At 64.5% G+C, this 17,787-nt stretch carries 14 protein-coding genes; 8 read left to right on the top strand and 6 right to left on the bottom strand.

The genetic code is table 11. From position 1 onward, the window contains the following. Window positions 1-2: 2 nt before the first annotated feature. The 3 genes from znuB to zur are packed head-to-tail and all read right to left on the bottom strand — an operon-like array spanning window position 3 to window position 2,046. Window positions 3-788 carry a zinc ABC transporter permease subunit ZnuB gene (gene znuB / locus ACYCFC_RS16755; RefSeq protein WP_181085134.1) on the bottom strand — a complete coding sequence of 262 codons (786 nt, stop codon included), beginning with the start codon at window positions 786-788 and terminating at the stop codon, window positions 3-5. 5 nt (window positions 789-793) lie between these two features. Continuing rightward, on the bottom strand, window positions 794-1,564 hold the full coding sequence (gene znuC, locus ACYCFC_RS16750) for a zinc ABC transporter ATP-binding protein ZnuC (protein ID WP_181085132.1): 771 nt from the start codon (window positions 1,562-1,564) through the stop codon (window positions 794-796). Further along, entirely contained in the window at window positions 1,561-2,046 is a 486-nt protein-coding gene (gene zur, locus ACYCFC_RS16745) for a zinc uptake transcriptional repressor Zur (RefSeq protein WP_459652296.1), read from the bottom strand. The genes znuC and zur overlap by 4 nt, the downstream gene beginning before the upstream one ends. A 63-nt stretch (window positions 2,047-2,109) precedes the next feature. Between zur and znuA the strand changes: the two genes are divergently transcribed. From znuA to ACYCFC_RS16730, 3 genes are all read left to right on the top strand, one after another. Next, entirely contained in the window at window positions 2,110-3,093 is a 984-nt protein-coding gene (gene znuA, locus ACYCFC_RS16740) for a zinc ABC transporter substrate-binding protein ZnuA (RefSeq protein WP_459652295.1), read from the top strand. Between the two features lie 164 nt (window positions 3,094-3,257). Continuing rightward, window positions 3,258-5,408: an adenosylcobalamin-dependent ribonucleoside-diphosphate reductase gene (locus ACYCFC_RS16735; protein ID WP_459652294.1), complete on the top strand. Its 2,151-nt coding sequence runs from the start codon at window positions 3,258-3,260 to the stop codon at window positions 5,406-5,408. 52 nt (window positions 5,409-5,460) lie between these two features. After that, window positions 5,461-6,156: a TSCPD domain-containing protein gene (locus ACYCFC_RS16730; protein ID WP_181085125.1), complete on the top strand. Its 696-nt coding sequence runs from the start codon at window positions 5,461-5,463 to the stop codon at window positions 6,154-6,156. 353 nt (window positions 6,157-6,509) lie between these two features. Here the strand turns inward: ACYCFC_RS16730 and ppnN are convergent, their stop codons facing one another. From ppnN to ACYCFC_RS16715, 3 genes are all read right to left on the bottom strand, one after another. Continuing rightward, window positions 6,510-7,883 carry a nucleotide 5'-monophosphate nucleosidase PpnN gene (gene ppnN / locus ACYCFC_RS16725; RefSeq protein WP_181085123.1) on the bottom strand — a complete coding sequence of 458 codons (1,374 nt, stop codon included), beginning with the start codon at window positions 7,881-7,883 and terminating at the stop codon, window positions 6,510-6,512. A gap of 178 nt (window positions 7,884-8,061) precedes the next feature. Beyond that, a complete protein-coding gene (locus ACYCFC_RS16720; RefSeq protein WP_459652293.1) occupies window positions 8,062-9,012 on the bottom strand; it encodes a homoserine kinase in 951 nt (316 codons plus the stop codon). A gap of 29 nt (window positions 9,013-9,041) precedes the next feature. After that, a complete protein-coding gene (locus tag ACYCFC_RS16715) occupies window positions 9,042-9,323 on the bottom strand; it encodes a DUF2782 domain-containing protein (RefSeq protein WP_181085119.1) in 282 nt (93 codons plus the stop codon). 75 nt (window positions 9,324-9,398) lie between these two features. Here ACYCFC_RS16715 and polA point away from each other — a divergent pair, with 75 nt between their 5' ends. The 5 genes from polA (at window position 9,399) to ACYCFC_RS16690 (ending at window position 17,753) form a co-directional block, all read left to right on the top strand. Further along, window positions 9,399-12,140: a DNA polymerase I gene (gene polA / locus ACYCFC_RS16710; protein WP_459652292.1), complete on the top strand. Its 2,742-nt coding sequence runs from the start codon at window positions 9,399-9,401 to the stop codon at window positions 12,138-12,140. Window positions 12,141-12,464: 324 nt separating this feature from the next. Next, on the top strand, window positions 12,465-12,980 hold the full coding sequence (locus ACYCFC_RS16705) for a sigma-70 family RNA polymerase sigma factor (RefSeq protein ID WP_459652291.1): 516 nt from the start codon (window positions 12,465-12,467) through the stop codon (window positions 12,978-12,980). Next, a complete protein-coding gene (locus tag ACYCFC_RS16700; RefSeq protein WP_459652290.1) occupies window positions 12,977-13,933 on the top strand; it encodes a FecR domain-containing protein in 957 nt (318 codons plus the stop codon). The genes ACYCFC_RS16705 and ACYCFC_RS16700 overlap by 4 nt, the downstream gene beginning before the upstream one ends. Window positions 13,934-14,043: 110 nt before the next feature. Continuing rightward, window positions 14,044-16,503: a TonB-dependent siderophore receptor gene (locus ACYCFC_RS16695; RefSeq protein ID WP_459652289.1), complete on the top strand. Its 2,460-nt coding sequence runs from the start codon at window positions 14,044-14,046 to the stop codon at window positions 16,501-16,503. A gap of 68 nt (window positions 16,504-16,571) precedes the next feature. Continuing rightward, window positions 16,572-17,753 carry a PepSY-associated TM helix domain-containing protein gene (locus tag ACYCFC_RS16690; protein WP_459652288.1) on the top strand — a complete coding sequence of 394 codons (1,182 nt, stop codon included), beginning with the start codon at window positions 16,572-16,574 and terminating at the stop codon, window positions 17,751-17,753. Window positions 17,754-17,787 lie beyond the last annotated feature (34 nt).

The following is a 17,787-nucleotide window of genomic DNA, read 5'->3' as shown; positions in this document are numbered from 1 at the left end:
GCTCAGGCGCGCTTCGGCCAGGCGAAGCTGAGCAGGAACAGCGCGGCGGCGCTGACCACGATGGATGGGCCAGCCGGAGTGTCCTCGAACCAGGACAATGCCAGGCCCAGGCACACCGCGACGATGCCCAAGAGGCTCGCGCCGAGGGCCATCTGCTCCGGGGTGCGGGCATGGCGCTGCGCGGCGGCGGCGGGGATGATCAGCAGGGAGGTGATCAGCAGCACGCCGACGATCTTCATCGCCACCGCGATGACCACGGCGATCAGCAGCATCAGCGCCAGGCGGATCGCCGCCACCGGCAGGCCCTCGACCCTGGCCAGTTCCTCATGCACGGTGATCGCCAGCAGCGGTCGCCACAGCGGAATCAGCATCAGCAGCACCAGCGCGCTGCCGCCGACGATCCAGGCCAGGTCCGTTGGGCCGACCGCCAGCAGGTCGCCGAACAGATAGCCCATCAGGTCGATGCGCACGTCGTCCATGAAGCTCAGCGACACCAGTCCCAGCGACAGCGTGCTGTGGGCGAGGATGCCCAGCAGAGTGTCCGAGGCCAGCGGCTGGCGCTGCTGCAGTGTGACCAGCAGCAGGGCGAGCAGCACGCAGCCGACCGTCACCGCCAGGGTCAGGTTGACGTCCAGCATCAGCCCGAGGGCGACGCCGAACAGCGCGGCGTGGGACAGGGTGTCGCCGAAATAGGCCATGCGTCGCCAGACCACGAAGGAGCCGAGCGGGCCAGCCACCAGCGCCAGGGCGAGTCCGGCGAGCAGGGCGTTGAGAAGGAAGTCGGGCATGTCGATCAATGCTTGCAATTGGGGCCGTGGACGTGGGGTTTGCCGACCACCACGCTGCCATGCAGGTCGTGGCTGTGATCGTGCTGGTGGTGGTAGATCGCCAGGCTGCGTGCATCCTGGCCGAACAGCTCGACGAAGGCCGGGTCGCTGCTGACCTGCTCGGGATGTCCCGAACAGCAGACGTGGCGATTCAGGCAGACCACCTGATCGGTGGCGCTCATCACCAGATGCAGGTCGTGGGACACCATCAGCACGCCGCAGCCATGGCGCTCGCGCAAGACGCCGATCAGCCGGTACAGCTCGGCCTGGCCGGCCACGTCGACGCCCTGCACCGGCTCGTCCAGTACCAGCAGCTGCGGTTCGCGCAGCAGGGCGCGGGCCAGCAGTACGCGCTGCATCTCGCCACCGGAAATCCGTTGCAGCGGGCTGTCGATGACATGCCCGGCGCCCACCTCTTCGAGTGCTGCCAGGGCACGGGTACGCTCCACGCCCGGCACCAGGCGCAGGAAACGCAGCACCGACAGCGGCAGGGTGGCGTCCACATGCAGTTTCTGCGGCATATAGCCGATGCGCAGTTTCGGTTGCCGCCAGACCTGGCCGCGATCGGGCTTGAGCAGGCCCAGCACCACGCGCACCAGGGTGGTCTTGCCGGCGCCGTTGGGGCCGATCAGGGTGACGATCTCGCCGCGATGCACCTGCAACTGCGCGCCTTCCAGCACGTTCTGGCTGGCGAAGCGCACGTGGATGTCCTCCAGCCGCAGCAATGCCTCGTTCATGCCGCGCGCCGGCAGGGTGCGCACAGGCCGACCACTTCCACGGTCTGCCCCTCGACGCTGAAATCCACCGTGCGCGCGGCGGCAATGATGGCCTCGGCAATCGCCGGCTGCTCCAGCTCGATGGCGGTGTGGCAGTTGCGGCAGATGAGGAACTGGCCCTGGTGCGGATGCTCGGGACGGGTGCAGCCGATAAAGGCGTTGAGCGAGGCGATGCGATGCACCAGGCCGTTTTCCAAAAGGAAATCCAGCGCCCGGTAGACCGTCGGCGGCGCCGCACGGCGACCGTCCTGCTCGCTCAGCACGGCGAGGATGTCGTAGGCGCCAAGCGGTTTGTGGCTCTGCCAGACCAGTTCCAGCACGCGCTTGCGCAGGGCGGTCAGGCGCACGCCCTGGCGCGCGCAGAGCGTATCGGCTTCGGCCAGCGCATGGCTGACGCAGTGATCGTGATCGTGTGGCGTGCAGGCCAGCGGAGTTTTGGACATGGTCAGCGACGTCATAGTGGAGAGACGTTATTATGTACCAATTCACACCTGCGAGTGCTGCCCGTGATTCGTCTTTTCACCTTTCCCCTATTAGTAGCTGCGCTGGTTATCGGCGCAGCGCCCGCTCATGCCGAGATCCAGGTGCTGACCAGCATCAAGCCGCTGCAGCTGATTGCCGCCGCCGTGCAGGATGGCACCGGTGAGCCGGATGTTCTGCTCCCGGCCAATGCTTCGGCGCACCATTACGCGCTGCGCCCATCCGACGTGCGGCGTCTGCAGGAGGCCACGCTGCTCTACTGGATCGGCCCCGATCTGGAGAATTTCCTGCCGCGTGCGCTGAGCGGGCGCAAAGGTCCGAGCCTCGCCATACAGGAGCTGCCGGGGCTGACGCTGCGGCATTTCGGCGATGCCCATGACGATCAGCACGAGCATGCCGATCACGATCACGATCACGATCACGATCACGATCACGATCACGATCATGGGCCTGCGTATGCCGACGAGCATGACCACGACCACCGCCCTGGCAGTCTCGATGCCCATCTCTGGCTGCTGCCGGCCAATGCGCGGGTGATCGCCGAGCGCATGGCTGATGATTTCGCTGCCGCCGACCCGGCCAATGCCGAACGCTACCGCTCGAACAGCGCGGCATTCGCCGAACGCCTCGCGGCGCTGGATCAGCGTCTCAAGCAGCGCCTTGCCGGCGTGCAGAGCAAACCCTTCTTCGTCTTCCACCAGGCCTACGATTACTTCGAAGCCGCCTATGGCCTGCGCCATACGGGCGTGTTCAGCGCCAGCGGCGAGGTGCAGCCGGGGGCGCGCCACGTCGCGGCCATGCGCCAGCGTCTGCAGCAGGCCGGCCCCAGCTGCGTATTCAGTGAACCCCCCGCCCGCCCGCGCCTGGCCGAGACGCTGACCAGCGGTCTGCCGGTGAAAATGGCCGAGCTGGACGTGCTGGGCGTGGGCTTGCCGGTGGATGCCCGAGGCTACGAACAGCTCGCCGAAGGCCTGGGCAATACCCTAGCGGAGTGTCTGGAGTCGCTCTGACAGGCCGTTTCGTGATCGCGCAGACCTGCGTGCCACTGATCCGGAATGCGTCATTTTCATGCGTACCTGTGGGGTAGATTGATAACCGTCAGGTGCCATTCTCGCCGGCATGGCATAAGCTTCGCGTTTCGATTTTTCCCATACGACACGAGGATGCGCAGCGCATGGCGAAGACGGGCGGGCCGGTCGCGGCAGAGAGCACAACCACTTCCAGCATTCCCCTGCAGGTGGCCTCCGAGGATATCTGGGCGCAGAAATACCGCCTTACCAGCAAGGATGGCGCGGCGGTCGATGCGGACGTGGACGCCACTTGGCAGCGGGTGGCACGGGCGCTGGCCGAAGTGGAAGCGCAGGATACGCGCGAACTCTGGTATCAGCAGTTCCTCTGGGCGCTGCGTAACGGCGCCATCCCGGCCGGGCGGATCATTTCCAACGCCGGCGCGCAGGACTACAAGCCGGCGACCTCGACCATCAACTGCACCGTGTCCGGCACCATCGACGACTCGATGGACGAGATTCTCGGCAAGGTCCACGAGGCCGGGCTGACGCTCAAGGCCGGCTGCGGCATCGGTTACGAATTCAGCACCCTGCGCCCGCGCGGCTCCTTCGTTTCGGGTGCCGGCGCGCATACCAGCGGGCCGCTGTCGTTCATGGATATCTTCGACAAGATGTGCTTCACCGTCAGCTCCGCCGGCGGTCGCCGTGGCGCGCAGATGGGCACCTTCGACGTCGGCCATCCGGACGTGCGCGAATTCATCCGCGCCAAGCGCGAGGATGGCCGCCTGCGCCAGTTCAACCTCAGCCTGCTGATCACCGACGAGTTCATGCAGGCGGTCGAAGCCGACGGCGAATGGCCGCTGATCTTCCCGCTGCACCTCAAGGAAAAGGCCGAGCTGGACCTGGATGACCCCGAGCAGGTGGTCTGGCGCGAATGGCCGACCCACGAAGGCTACATCGTTCGCGAGGACGGCCTGGTGGCCTGCAAGATCTATGGCCGGGTCAAGGCGCGGCACCTGTGGGACATGATCATGGTCTCCACCTACGACTACGCCGAGCCGGGCTTCATCCTCATCGACCGCGTCAACCAGTTGAACAACAACTGGTGGTGCGAGGCGATCCGGGCGACCAACCCCTGCGGCGAACAGCCGCTGCCGCCCTACGGCTCCTGCCTGCTGGGCTCGATCAACCTGACCCGCTTCGTCATCGACCCCTTCGGCGAAGATGCGCGCTTCGACTGGGACAAATACCGCGAGGTGGTGCGCCTGTTCACCCGCATGCTCGACAACGTCGTGGAAATCAACGGCCTGCCTCTGGCACGCCAGCGTCACGAGATCGAGCACAAGCGCCGCCACGGCATGGGCTTCCTTGGTCTCGGCTCGGCCCTGACTCTGCTCAAGCTGCGTTATGGCAGCCCGGAAGCCTGCGTGTTCACCGAAGAAGTCGCCCGCGAAATGGCTCTGGTCGGCTGGCAGGTGGCGCTTGAACTGTCCCGCGAGAAAGGCCCTGCGCCGCTGCTTGCCGAGTCCTTCGAAGTCACCGCCGAGATGCTGCGCAAGCGCCCGGAGATGAAGAAGGACGGCTACCAGGTCGGCGATCAGGTGCCGGGCCGTGTGCTGCACGCCAGGTATTCGCGCTACATGCAGAAGATCGCCGAATACGCGCCCGAGCTGATCGAGGCGCTGGCCGAACAGGGCGCGCGTTTCACTCACCACAGCTCCATCGCGCCCACCGGCACCATCAGCCTGAGCCTGGCCAACAACGCCTCCAATGGCATCGAGCCGAGCTTCGCCCACCACTACTCGCGCAACCTGATCCGCGCAGGGCGCAAGGCCAAGGAAAAGATCGAGGTCTACAGCTACGAGCTGCTGGCCTACCGCACGCTGATCAACGAGCGCGCCAAGCCGGGCTCCCAGGAGCCGGGCGAGAAGCTGCCGGACTACTTCATCACTGCCGATGACATCACCCCGACGCAGCACGTCGATATCCAGGCCGCCGCGCAGAAGTGGGTCGATTCGTCGATTTCCAAGACCGCCAACGTGCCCACCGACTACCCGTTCGAGGCCTTCAAGGACATCTACCGCTACGCCTGGCGCCAGGGCCTCAAGGGCTGCACCACCTTCCGCTTCAACCCGGCGGCCTTCCAGGGCGTGCTGGTCAAGGAAGCCGACCTGGAGAAGACCCTCTACCGCTTCACCCTCGAAGACGGCAGCGTGGTCGAGCTCAAGGGCAACCAGGAAGTGGAATACGACGGCGAGGTGAACAGCGCCGCCAACCTCTTCGACGCCCTCAAAGAAGGCTATTACGGCAAGTACTGAGCCGGCCCACCTGACGTTAGCCGGGCGGCCCGCCGCCCGGATGGAGAACACAATGACCGTAAAGATCACTCAGCGCATCAAGGGCTTCAAGGTCGTCGATGAAACCCTCGAACGCCCTATCGCGCCCGCCGAGCCGCAACCCGCTGGCAAGCCCGTGGTGGAGATGGACGAGAGCCTGCAGCGCCCGGAAACACTGATCGGCATGACCTACAAGATCAAGTCGCCGCTGTTCGAGCACGCGCTCTACGTCACCGTCAACGACATCGTGCTCAACGCCGGCACGCAGCACGAGCAGCGCCGCCCGTTCGAGATCTTCATCAATTCGAAGAACATGGACCACTTCCAGTGGATCGTTGCCCTCACCCGCATCATGTCGGCGGTGTTCCGCAAAGGCGGTGACTGCACCTTCCTGGTGGAAGAGCTGAAGGCGGTGTTCGACCCGCGTGGCGGTTACCTGAAGAAGGGCGGCGTCTACATGCCGTCCATCGTCGCCGAGATCGGCGGCGTGCTGGAGCGCCATCTGATCGCCATTGGCATGCTCGAAGGTCAGGCGCTGGACGAAACCCAGCTCAAGTACCTGGCCGAGAAGCGTGCCGCCTATGAAGCCAGCCAGGGCGCCGTGGCGCTGGAGCCGGGCGACGGCTTTCCCGCCGGCGCCCAGCTGTGCAACAAGTGCAGTACCCAGGCCGTGGTGCAGATGGACGGCTGCGCCACCTGCCTCAACTGCGGCAATTCCAAGTGCGGTTGAGCTAACGTCCAGACTCTCAGCGAGTCTGACCGCCCGCTCGTCGGGTCGGTGAAGCGTGACCCGACCTACACAGCGCAGAGCCGACCGTTGTAGGTCGGATTAGCCGAAGGCGTAATCCGACGATCCGGTCTCGTAATCCGACGAGCAAAGCGCCGGCTCTCAGCGAGTCTGACCGCCCGCTCGTCGGGTCGGTGAAGCGTGACCCGACCTACACAGCGCAGAGCCGACCGTTGTAGGTCGGATTAGCCGAAGGCGTAATCCGACGATCCGGTCTCGTAATCCGACAAGCAAAGCGCGGCTCTCAGCGAGTCTGACCGCCCGTTCGTCGGGTCGGTGGAGCGTGACCCGTAGGTTCAGCTCACCACGCGATAACACGGCTCGTAGGGCCGTCCACCGGGCAATTTCATCCGGTGCTGTGCGACGAAGGCCTGCAACAGCGCGTCCAGCGGTTTCATGATCGCCGGGTCGCCATGGATTTCGTAGCGCCCGAACTGCTCGATACGGCGGATGCCCTTGTCCTTCACGTTGCCGGCGACGATTCCGGAAAAGGCCCGGCGCAGGTTGGCCGCCAGCTCATGGGGCGGTACCTCGCGGGTCAGCTGCAGGCTGGCCATGTTCTCGTGGGTGGGGTCGAAGGGGTGCTGGAAGCTTTCCTCGATCTTCAGCAGCCAGTTGAAATGGAAGGCGTCGTTGCGTTCGCGGCGGAAATTCTTCACCGCCTTCAGTCCTTCGACCATCTGCCTGGCCACTTCGGCCGGATTGTCGATGATGATCTGGTAGCGCTGCTGGGCCGCCTCGCCCAGGGTGGCGCCGACGAATTCGTGCAGTTGCTGCAGATAGGGTGCTGCTTCGCTCGGGCCGGTGAGAATGACCGGCAGGGGAATGTCCTGGTTGTCCGGATGCAACAGGATGCCGAGCAGATAGAGGAACTCTTCCGCCGTGCCGACGCCGCCCGGAAAGATGATGATGCCGTGGCCGACACGGACGAAGGCCTCCAGGCGCTTCTCGATATCCGGCATGATCACCAGTTCGTTGACGATGGGGTTCGGCGCCTCGGCGGCGATGATCCCCGGCTCGGTCAGGCCCAGATAGCGCCCGCCGACCAGGCGTTGCTTGGCGTGGGCGATGGTGGCGCCTTTCATCGGGCCTTTCATCACGCCCGGCCCGCAGCCGGTGCAGATGTTCAGGTTGCGCAGGCCCAGTTCATGGCCGACGCGCTTGCTGTACTGGTATTCCTCGCTGCTGATCGAGTGTCCACCCCAGCATACGGCCATGTTCGGCTCGGCGCCGGGATGCAGGGTGCGGGCGTTGCGCAGCAGGTGGAAGACATAGTCGGTGATGCCCTGGGACGTGCTCAGATCGATGCGCGTGCTGCACAGCTCGTTTTCGGTGTAGACGATGTCGCGTAGTGCGCTGAACAGCATTTCGCGGGTGCTGGCGATCATATGGCCATCGACGAAGGCGTCGGCGGGCGCGTTGATCAGTTCCAGGCGCACGCCCCGGTCCTGCTGATGAATGCGCACCTCGAAGTCCTCGTAGGCTTCGAGGATGGTCTTGGCATTGTCGATATGTGCGCCGGTATTGAGGATCGCCAGGGCGCATTGGCGGAACAGTGCATAGGTGCTGCCCGAGCCGGCTTCGCTCAGCTGCTGGACTTCCCGTTGCGACAGCGTTTCCAGGCTGCCCTTGGGGTGTACCGAGGCATCGATTACATAGCGTGAAGTCATTCGTGTTTCCCTGAAGACAATGCCACCGGCCCCGCAAGGGCACAGGTGCATCAGGATGGTGAGTGGTCAGCCTGACAAGCGTGAGGAATGGCCGAGGTGGCTCATCTTAACCGCACTCCTCGGGAGGACCACAAGCGGAGAGGACAGACGTCGGCGGCGGGGAAATGTTCCCTGCCTGTCAGAAGGCGAACGGCAATGCGCTGTGGAAATGCTGGCGCGCGCGCAGCAGGCGGTGGAACTCGTCGGGATCCTTGACCAGCACCTGCTGGCCGGCAACCTGCTGGGCGGCGACCAGGCGTGAAAGCCAGAAGCGCACGCAGGCCATGCGCAGCATCGGCTGCCAGAGCTCGGCCTCGACCGGGGTGAAGCGGCGCAGGGCGGAATAGGCCGCCAGCAGGGGCCGGCTGCGCGCTTCGTCGATTTCACCGTTGGGGTGCGAGCACCAGTCGTTCACCGCAATCGCCACGTCATAGAGCATCGGCCCCGAGCAGGCGTTGTAGAAGTCGACCACGCCGGTCAGGTGGCTGCCTTCGAAGAGCACGTTGTCGCGGAACAGGTCGGCATGCAGGTTGGCCCTGGGCAGGGTGCGGAACTTCGGCTTCAGCTCGGCGATTTCCGCCAGGCCATCGCGCAGCAGTGGCAGTTGCGTGTCGGGCAGGTTCAGCGCCAGGCTCGGCCCCTCCCGCTGCATCCAGTCCGGACCACGGTCGCTGGGGCGCTCCAGAATCCGCTCGCGGGTCGCCAGGTGGATGCGCGCCAGCAGGTGCCCGACTTCCGTGCAGTGCGCGGCATTCGGCGAGGTAACGTGCCGGCCCGGCAGGCGCGGTTGCAGCAATGCGGGCTTTTCTGCCAGCGTACCCAGCGCCACACCTTCGGCGGTGCGCACGGCATGGGGCACGGGGATGCGCGCCTGATGCAGCACGTCGAGCAGCTCGATGAAGAACGGCAGATCCTGCACTGGCCCACGCTCGATCAGCGTGAGGACGTATTCACCCCGCTCCAGGCTGACGAAGAAGTTGCTGTTCTCGGTGCCGGCGACGATGCCCTGGAAGTCGCGCAGGCGCCCCAGTTGGAAAGGCGCCAGAAAGGCTTCCAGTTCGTGCTCTTCAAGTGGCGTGAATACGGACATGGGCGGCCTTCCTCAATGACAGCGGGCGTTTACCAACGGAAGATCTCCCAGGCGGGAATCAGCATGTCCGGCTGGTCGGCGCGCACGAAATTGCTGTCGCCGTCGGCGCGCACCAAGAAGTAGGGCTTGCCGTGCTTGGGCGTGACTTTCACGGCGTAGAGGAAGCCATTGACGCGGTATTCCTCCACTGTGCGTTCGCCTTCCTGACGGATGGTGACGTCCGGATCGCCGTCCACCGATTCCTGGGCAAAGCCGACGAGCGGAACGGCTGCCAGCACACCGGCCAGCATCAGGTGTTTGAGAGCGCGCATGATAACCTTGTCCCTTTCCAGTGATTGGTCCTGCGCATTCTAGCCCCGAGGCCATCGAAAAGGTTGATCCCGCTCATGAGTCAAACGCCCCTGGTCCTGGTGGACGGTTCGTCCTACCTCTATCGCGCCTTCCATGCCCTGCCGCCGCTGACCACCTCCACCGGCAAGCCCACCGGCGCGGTGAAAGGCGTGCTGAACATGCTGCTGTCGCTGCGCCGGCAGTACCCGGACAGCCCGTTTGCGGTGGTCTTCGACGCCAAGGGGCCGACCTTTCGTGACGAGCTGTTCGCCGAATACAAATCCCACCGCCCGCCGATGCCCGACGACCTGCGCGGCCAGATCGAGCCGTTGCATGCCAGCGTGCGTGCGCTGGGCCTGCCGCTGCTGTGTGTCGAAGGCGTCGAGGCCGACGATGTGATCGGCACCCTGGCGCGCCAGTGCGCGGCGCTGGGGCGCGACGTGGTGATTTCCACCGGCGACAAGGACATGGCGCAGCTGGTCTGCCCTCACGTCACTCTGGTCAACACCATGACCGGCAGCGTTTATGACGTGGCAGGCGTGCAGAACAAGTTCGGCGTCGGCCCCGAGCTGATCATCGACTTCCTTGCGCTGATGGGCGACAAGGTGGACAACATACCCGGCGTGCCCGGCGTCGGCGAGAAGACCGCCTGCGGCCTGCTCAACGGCATCGCCGGCGGGCTCAAGGGGCTTTACGACAACCTCGATGCGGTTGCGGCGCTGCCGATTCGCGGCGCCAAGTCGCTGGGTATCAAGCTTGCGGAACACCGCGAGGCGGCCTTCATGTCCTACGAGCTGGCGACCATCAAGCTCGACGTGCCGCTGGACGTGCAGGTGGCCGACCTGATGCCCGGCGAGCCGCAGCGCGAGGCGCTGATCGCGCTCTACCGCGAGCTGGAGTTCAAGCAGTGGCTGGACGAGCTGTTGCGTGAAGCGAAAGCCGCTGAAAGCGATGAGGCCACCTCGGAAGGGGCTTCGATTCAGGCCGAAGCCGAGTACGAGACGCTTCTCGCACAGGCCGACTTCGACCGCTGGCTGGCGCAGCTCAAGCGCGCCGAGCGCTTCGCCTTCGACACCGAAACCACCAGCATCGACGCGCAGAAGGCGCAGCTGGTGGGTCTGTCCTTCGCCATCGAGACCGGCAAGGCTGCTTACGTGCCGCTGTGCCACAGCTATATGGGTGTGCCGCAGCAGCTGGACCGCGACAGCGTGCTCGCCGCCCTCAAACCGCTGCTGGAAGACCCGGACCAGGGCAAGATCTGCCAGCACGGCAAGTACGACATGAACGTGCTCGCGCACTACGGTATCGAGATGCGCGGCCTGCGCTTCGACACCATGCTCGAATCCTACGTGCTGGACGCCACCGCCACCCGCCATGATATGGACAGCCTGGCGCTCAAGTACCTCGGTCGCGGCACCATCCGCTTCGAGGACATCGCCGGCAAGGGTGCCAAGCAGCTGACCTTCGACCAGATCGCCATCGAGCAGGCCGGCCCCTACGCCGCCGAAGATGCCGACGTCACCCTGCGCCTGCACCAGACGCTGCTGGAAAAGCTCGAAGCCACGCCTTCGCTGCTCAAGGTATTGAACGAAATCGAAATGCCGCTGGTGCCGGTGCTGGCGCGTATCGAGCGTAGCGGCGCTCTGGTCGATGCCCAGTTGCTGGGCCAGCAGAGCGTCGAGCTGGGTGAAAAGCTGGTGCAGCTCGAACGCGAAGCCTTCGATATCGCCGGCGAGGAGTTCAACCTCGGTTCGCCCAAGCAGCTGTGCGCCATTCTTTATGAAAAGCTCGGTTGCCCGGTGCTGTCGAAAACCGCTGGCGGCCAGCCTTCCACCGCCGAAAGCGTGCTGGCGGAACTGGCCGAGCGTGACTACCCGCTGCCCAAGGTGATCATGCAGCACCGCAGCCTGAGCAAGCTCAAGGGCACCTACACCGACAAGCTGCCGCAGCAGATCAACCCGCGCACCGGGCGCATCCACACCAGCTATCACCAGGCGGTCACCGCCACTGGCCGGTTGTCTTCCAGTGACCCGAACCTGCAGAACATCCCGATCCGTACCGCCGAGGGCCGGCGTATCCGCCAGGCCTTCGTCGCTGCGCCCGGCTACAAGTTGCTGGCGGCGGACTACTCGCAGATCGAGTTGCGGATCATGGCCCACCTGGCCCAGGACGAAGGCCTGCTGCACGCCTTCCGCAACGGTCTGGACGTACACCGCGCCACTGCCGCCGAGGTGTTCGGCGTGCCGCTGGATGAGGTCAGTGCGGAGCAGCGGCGCCGCGCCAAGGCGATCAACTTCGGCCTGATCTACGGCATGAGCGCCTTCGGCCTGGCCAAGCAGATCGACGTCGCCCGCGGTGAAGCCCAGGCCTATATCGACCGCTACTTCGCCCGTTACCCCGGCGTGCTGGCCTACATGGAGCGCACCCGCGCCCAGGCTGCCGAGCAGGGTTATGTCGAGACGCTGTTCGGACGCCGCCTGTACCTGCCCGAGATCAACTCGAAGAACGGCGCCATGCGCAAGGGTGCCGAGCGCACCGCGATCAACGCGCCGATGCAGGGCACCGCAGCGGACATCATCAAGCGCGCGATGATCACCGTGGACGCCTGGCTGCAACAGAGCGGGCTGGATGCGCGGGTGATCCTGCAGGTGCACGATGAACTGGTGCTGGAGGTGCGCGAAGACCTGATCGAGCAGGTGCGCGAGGCGCTTTGCCCGCTGATGAGCCATGCCGCTGAACTGGATGTACCGCTGCTGGTGGAGACGGGTGTAGGTGGCAACTGGGACGAGGCGCATTGACGCGCCTCGTTTTTGTAACGGCGCGAATATTTTTCGTGGTGCATTGAACTTCGGGCGGACAGTCGAGTCCTAGGCTACGAAGGGTTTGAAAGCTCTTCGATGCTCCTTGTTGTGTTAAGTGTTGGCAGATCTTCGGACCCCGCCCTAGCGGTCCGGATTCAACCTCGAACTTCCCCCTCCCCCAACGAAGTTCGAGGTTTTTTTTCGCCCAGAGAAAATCAACCGCTGGGGCATGGACTCGTCTCTGAAACTGATAAGTGCTGCCGGTAGAAATTCGCTATTGAGAAGCGTTATCATTCCTCTCGCCAACCTGCGGGAGGCTCCATGGCAGCCGACAGTCTCATCCGGCAACAATACATACAGCGGCTCTATGTCGAGCATCAGGGCTGGCTGAATGGCTGGTTGCGGCGCCAGCTGGGCTGCAGTCAGAACGCCGCCGATCTGGCGCAGGATACTTTCGTCCGGCTGCTGGGCAAGGATCAGGACATGGCCGCCATCCGCGAGCCACGGGCCTATCTGCACACCATTGCCAAGGGGCTGCTGATCAATCACTGGCGTCGCCGGCAGGTGGAGCAGGCCTATCTCGATGCCCTGACACTGCAACCGGAGGCGGTCGCGCCTTCGCCCGAATCCCAGGCGCTGATCGTGGAAACCTTGCTGCGAATCGACGCGATGTTGGCCCGCCTGCCCTCGAAAGTGACAACGGCGTTTCTCATGTCCCAGCTGCATGGCATGAAGTACGCAGCCATTGCGGTGGAGCTTGGCGTCTCCGAGCGCATGGTCAAGAAGTACATGGCGCAGGCGATGCTGCACTGCCTGCTGTTGGTGGAAGAGCCATGAACGCCGATTACCGGGTCTTGCAGGAGGCGGCACACTGGTTCGCGGTGCTGCAGTCGGGCTCCGCCAGTGCGGTGGACCGGCAGGCCTGGCACGCCTGGTTGCGGGAGCCGCAACATGCACTGGCCTGGCAACGGGTCGAGCGCATCAGCGGACAATTCCAGCCACTGGCCGATGACCGGGCCGGGCGGGCAGCCAGCCGTCTGTTGCAACAACGTCAGCCCAACCGAAGGCAGGCGCTGAAGATGCTCTCGCTGGTGGGTGGCGGCGCGCTGGCGCTGTCTACGGGCCTGGGCGGGTGGCAGGAGTGGTCGGCTGATCAACGCACCGCCGTCGGCGAAGTCCGCGACCTGCGCCTGGCGGATGGCTCGCAACTGTGGCTGAACACCGACAGCGCCGTGGATGTGTCTTTCGACCGGCATGTCCGTCAGCTTTCCCTGTTGCGCGGCGAGTTGCTGCTCGATACGCCTGAGGAACGGCGTCCCTTGCTGCTGCGCACGGCAGAAGGCCGCGTGCAGACACGCCAGCAGGCACGCTTCGCGGTGCGGCAACATCCGGGGCTGACCCAGCTCGACGTCTTTGCCGGTATGGTTGAAATCCAGCCGACCCGCTTCGGCGCGCCGCAAACCATTGCCTCAGGACAACAAGCCACCTTCGGCATCGACTTCATTCGACCGGCGCAACCCGTTCAGGCGGCCAGCCAGGCATGGGCCAACGGCGTGCTGCTGGCCGACAATCAGCGCCTGGAAGACTTCGTCGCCGAACTGGGCCGCTATCGCCGTGGCTATATCGGTTGCGATCCGCGCATCGCCGACTTGCGGGTGGTGGGCGCCTTTCCGCTGGCGGATACCGAGCGGGTGCTGGATGCGCTGGAAAGCACCTTGCCGCTGCGCATCAACCGGCGCCTGCCCTGGTGGATCAGCCTTGAACCCTCGGGGCGAACAGGCGACGTCTGAGTTCGACCTTAACGCGAATAAAAAATATTCCTGTTCGGGTTCCTTTTTTGTGAGCTGGGCGGGCATAGGGTCACTGACCGTGAATTTGCCCTCCGCAAAAAGGATCACTCATGCCCTTCCAAGACCGCCCGTATCACCGTTCGCGTCCCCTGGCGCAGGCCATTCGCGCCGCGCTGTTCTGCCTGCCACTGGCGACCCTCGTCGCTACGCCTGCCGCGTTGGCGCAGTTCGCCGCCAGCGAGCAATCGGTTCGCAGTTATGAAATTCCCGCAGGCCCGCTGTCCAGCGTCCTCAGCCGCTTCGCCGGTGAGGCGGGCGTCATGCTTTCTGTGGATGGCGCCTTGCTCGAAGGCCGCCAGTCGCGCGGTCTGAGCGGGCAATACGGTGTGGACGAAGGCTTCGCCGCGCTGCTGCAGGGCAGCGGCCTGCAGGCGCTACGCAATGGGCAGGGCACCTATTCGCTGGCGCCGCGTGCCGAACAGGCCAGCACGGTCGAGCTCAAGCCGATGGTGGTCGAAGGCTTCGCTCTGGGTAACGCCCTGGGCGAGATGGAAGGCTACAACGCCACCCACAGCAGCGTGGCGACCAAGACCAGCATGCCGTTGGTGGAAACCTCGCAAAGCGTTTCGGTGGTGACCCGCAAGCAGATGGATGACCAGGGCTCGCTCACGGTTGCCCAGGCCTTGCGCTACACGCCAGGAGTGATGAGCAGCCCCTACGGCGCCACCAGCCGCTACGACTATGTGGCCATGCGCGGTTTCAACGATGGCTCGGTGGATAACCTCTATCTCGATGGCCTCAAGGTCATGGGGGATGCCGGCACTTACAGCACCATGCAGATCGATCCCTATCTGCTGGAGCGTATCGATGTGCTGAAGGGGCCTTCGTCGGTGCTGTATGGCCGCAGCCTCCCCGGCGGGCTGGTGACGATGACCAGCAAGCAGCCGACCCGCGAGCCATACCGCCAGATCCAGGCGACGGTCGGTAGCAACAGGCAGAAGGCCATCGGCGTCGATCTGGGCGGCCCTCTGGATGAGCAGGGGCAGCTTTCCTATCGCCTGGTCGGCCTGGCCGACCGGAGCGATACCCAGTACGACCACGTCGAATCGGAGCGTTATGCGCTGGCGCCGTCTTTGCGTATGGCGTTTTCCGAGGACACCGCGCTGACGCTGCAAGCCTATCTGCAACACGACCCTGAAAGCGGCTATCACGGCGGCTTGCCTGCCGAAGGCACGCTCTATCGGCGCAACGGGCGTTATCTCTCCGATGGTTTCTTCGAAGGCGAGCCCGATCACGAGAAATTCGAGCGCACCCAGCAGATGCTCGGCTACCAGTTCGAGCACCGCTTCGACGATACCTGGTCGATACGGCAGAATTTCCGCTATCTGGATTCGCAGGTCGAGTCGGAACAGGTCTATGGCATGGGCTGGGTCGGGGATACCTCGGAACTGGCGCGCGCCTATACCGGTGCGGATGAGCGGCTGCACTCCTGGACCATCGACAATATGCTGCAGGCCGAATTCGACACCGGTGCGCTTCGCCACACCCTGATCACGGGTATCGATTACCAGCGCGGAAAAGCGAAGGTGGCCTATTACGGCGCGGCTGTCGCCAACCTCGATGCCTTCGACCCGGTCTACGGTGCACCGGTGGCGCCCGGCGCGCCCTTCGCCCAGACCCGCCGCCTGGAGCAGACGGGCCTGTATATGCAGGACCTGATCGAACTCGATCGCTGGCGCTTCTCCCTGGGCCTGCGCCAGGACTGGGTCGATACCGAGGTGCAAACGGCGGGTGCGAGCGTCTCTTCAACCAAGGATTCCAGCCAGCTGACGACCCGTGCCGGCGTTCTGTACCTGTTCGACAACGGCGTGGCGCCCTATCTCAGCTATTCGGAGTCGTTCAACCCCAACTCGACCGCCGACGCCAATGGCATCCCGCTCGATCCGACCGAGGGCACCCAGTGGGAGCTGGGCATCAAGTACCAGCCGGCAGGCAGCGACGACCTGTATACCGCTGCGCTGTTCCACATCGAGCAGGAAAACCTCGCCTCCAAGCTGCCTGACGAGAACTTCTTCCGCCCGGTCGGGGCCGTTCGTTCGCAAGGTCTGGAGCTTGAAGCCCGTCTGCAACTGACCGACAGCCTGCGCCTGCTGGGCAGCTACACCTTCACTGATATCGAATACTCGAAGTCGGTGTTCAGCGCTTTGGACAGCACCCTGGATAACAAGGGCAACACCCCGACCCAATCCGTGCGTCACATGGCCTCCCTCTGGGCGGATTACCGTTTCATCGGTGAGCGCCTGGAAGGGCTGAGCACCGGCGCGGGCATCCGCTATGTCGGCAAGAGCTGGGCCGATGCCGAGAACACACAACGTATTCCGTCCTATACGCTCTTCGATGCCTCTATTGGCTATGACCTTGCCAATGTGGGCCTGCCGGGTATGGATGTCCGCTTGAACGCCAACAACCTCACCGACAAAAGGTACGTGGCGGCCTGCGGCAGCAGCCTGAACTACTGCTATCTGGGTGAGGAGCGCAATGTCACCGCAACGGTCAGCTACGAATTCTGATCGATAACCAGCCGCCGGCCTTCACGGGCCGGCGGCTTCGTGCTTTCTGAATCAACGGAAAACCGACGATGCGTTCTATCCTCGTGCTCCTGCACCGCTACATCGGCCTGGCCACGGCGTTGTTCCTGTTCCTGGCGGGCATCACCGGCAGCATCCTGGCCTTCCATCACGAACTGGACGAGTGGCTGAATCCCGAGTTCTACCACACCACCAGCGAGGGGCCGGTGCTGACGCCGGGCGATCTGGTCGAGCGGATCGAGGCGGCCAATCCGCGCATGCAGGTCTGGTACATGGAGTTCCCCGACGAGCCGGGCCATGCCGCGTTGATGGCGCTGGTGCCACGCAAGGACCCCGCGACCGGCAAGCCTTTCGATATCAGGCCCGTGGTGCATTACCTCGACGCGGTGACCGGCGAGCCGGTAGGCACACGCTATTGGGGCGAATGCTGTTTCTCGCGCAAGAACTTCGTGCCCTTCATGCTCGAGTTCCACTACAACCTGTCGCTGCCGGGCAACTGGGGGCTGTGGCTGATGGGCATCGTGGCGATCGCCTGGGTGATCGACTGCTTCGTCTCGCTGCTGCTGACGTTCCCGCGGGGGCGGCCGTTCTTCGGCAAGTGGTGGACGTCGTGGAAGATCAAGCGCCAGCGCATGAATCATGACGTGCACCGCGCTGGCGGCCTGTGGCTGTGGCTGCTGCTCACCCCGGTAGCGGTGAGCAGCGTGGCCATGAACCTGCCCGAGCAGGTGTTCAAGCCGGTGGTGTCGCTGGTATCCAAGGTAGAGCCGAGCGTCTACGAGGCGCGCGGCAGGCTGCCCAAGAACGAGCTGGGCACTACCGCCTACGATTTCCACCAGGCCTACGCCTACGCCATGCAGCATGCGGCCGACCTTGGCCTGAGCGAGCCCATCGGCGAGCTGTACTACAGCTTCGAATACAACTTCTACGGCGCCGGCTTCGGCGATCACGACAGCAACCAGGGCAATGCCTGGCTGTTCTTCCACGGTACCGATGGGACCCGGTTGCTGGGTCAGGAAATACCGGGGCAAGGCACCCTGGGCCAGCAGTTCCACATGCTGCAGCCGGCGATCCATGGTGGGCGTATTCTCGGGATGCCGGGGCGGATCCTGATCGCGGTGCTGGGCGTGGCGATAGCCGTGCTGTCAGTGACGGGTGTGGTGATCTGGTGGCGCAAGCTGCGTGCGAGGAGGGCGGCAGCGTTCAGGCGCGAGGCAGAGTGGGTGGTGTGATTGAGAGGTGTGTGTCGGGTTCGCCTTCGGATCG

It is taken from the genome of Stutzerimonas sp. NM35 (assembly GCF_054604355.1).
This window is presented reverse-complemented; position numbering and strand designations above follow the sequence as displayed.

Coding starts and splice junctions, on each gene's coding strand:
- zur (WP_459652296.1), bottom strand. CDS start 2,046: ATGTCCAAAACTCCGCTGGCCTGCACGCCACACGATCACGATCACTGC.
- ppnN (WP_181085123.1), bottom strand. CDS start 7,883: ATGACTTCACGCTATGTAATCGATGCCTCGGTACACCCCAAGGGCAGC.
- ACYCFC_RS16705 (WP_459652291.1), top strand. CDS start 12,465: ATGGCAGCCGACAGTCTCATCCGGCAACAATACATACAGCGGCTCTAT.
- ACYCFC_RS16690 (WP_459652288.1), top strand. CDS start 16,572: ATGCGTTCTATCCTCGTGCTCCTGCACCGCTACATCGGCCTGGCCACG.
- ACYCFC_RS16720 (WP_459652293.1), bottom strand. CDS start 9,012: ATGTCCGTATTCACGCCACTTGAAGAGCACGAACTGGAAGCCTTTCTG.
- znuB (WP_181085134.1), bottom strand. CDS start 788: ATGCCCGACTTCCTTCTCAACGCCCTGCTCGCCGGACTCGCCCTGGCG.
- ACYCFC_RS16695 (WP_459652289.1), top strand. CDS start 14,044: ATGCCCTTCCAAGACCGCCCGTATCACCGTTCGCGTCCCCTGGCGCAG.
- ACYCFC_RS16700 (WP_459652290.1), top strand. CDS start 12,977: ATGAACGCCGATTACCGGGTCTTGCAGGAGGCGGCACACTGGTTCGCG.
- ACYCFC_RS16735 (WP_459652294.1), top strand. CDS start 3,258: ATGGCGAAGACGGGCGGGCCGGTCGCGGCAGAGAGCACAACCACTTCC.
- ACYCFC_RS16730 (WP_181085125.1), top strand. CDS start 5,461: ATGACCGTAAAGATCACTCAGCGCATCAAGGGCTTCAAGGTCGTCGAT.
- znuC (WP_181085132.1), bottom strand. CDS start 1,564: ATGAACGAGGCATTGCTGCGGCTGGAGGACATCCACGTGCGCTTCGCC.
- polA (WP_459652292.1), top strand. CDS start 9,399: ATGAGTCAAACGCCCCTGGTCCTGGTGGACGGTTCGTCCTACCTCTAT.
- ACYCFC_RS16715 (WP_181085119.1), bottom strand. CDS start 9,323: ATGCGCGCTCTCAAACACCTGATGCTGGCCGGTGTGCTGGCAGCCGTT.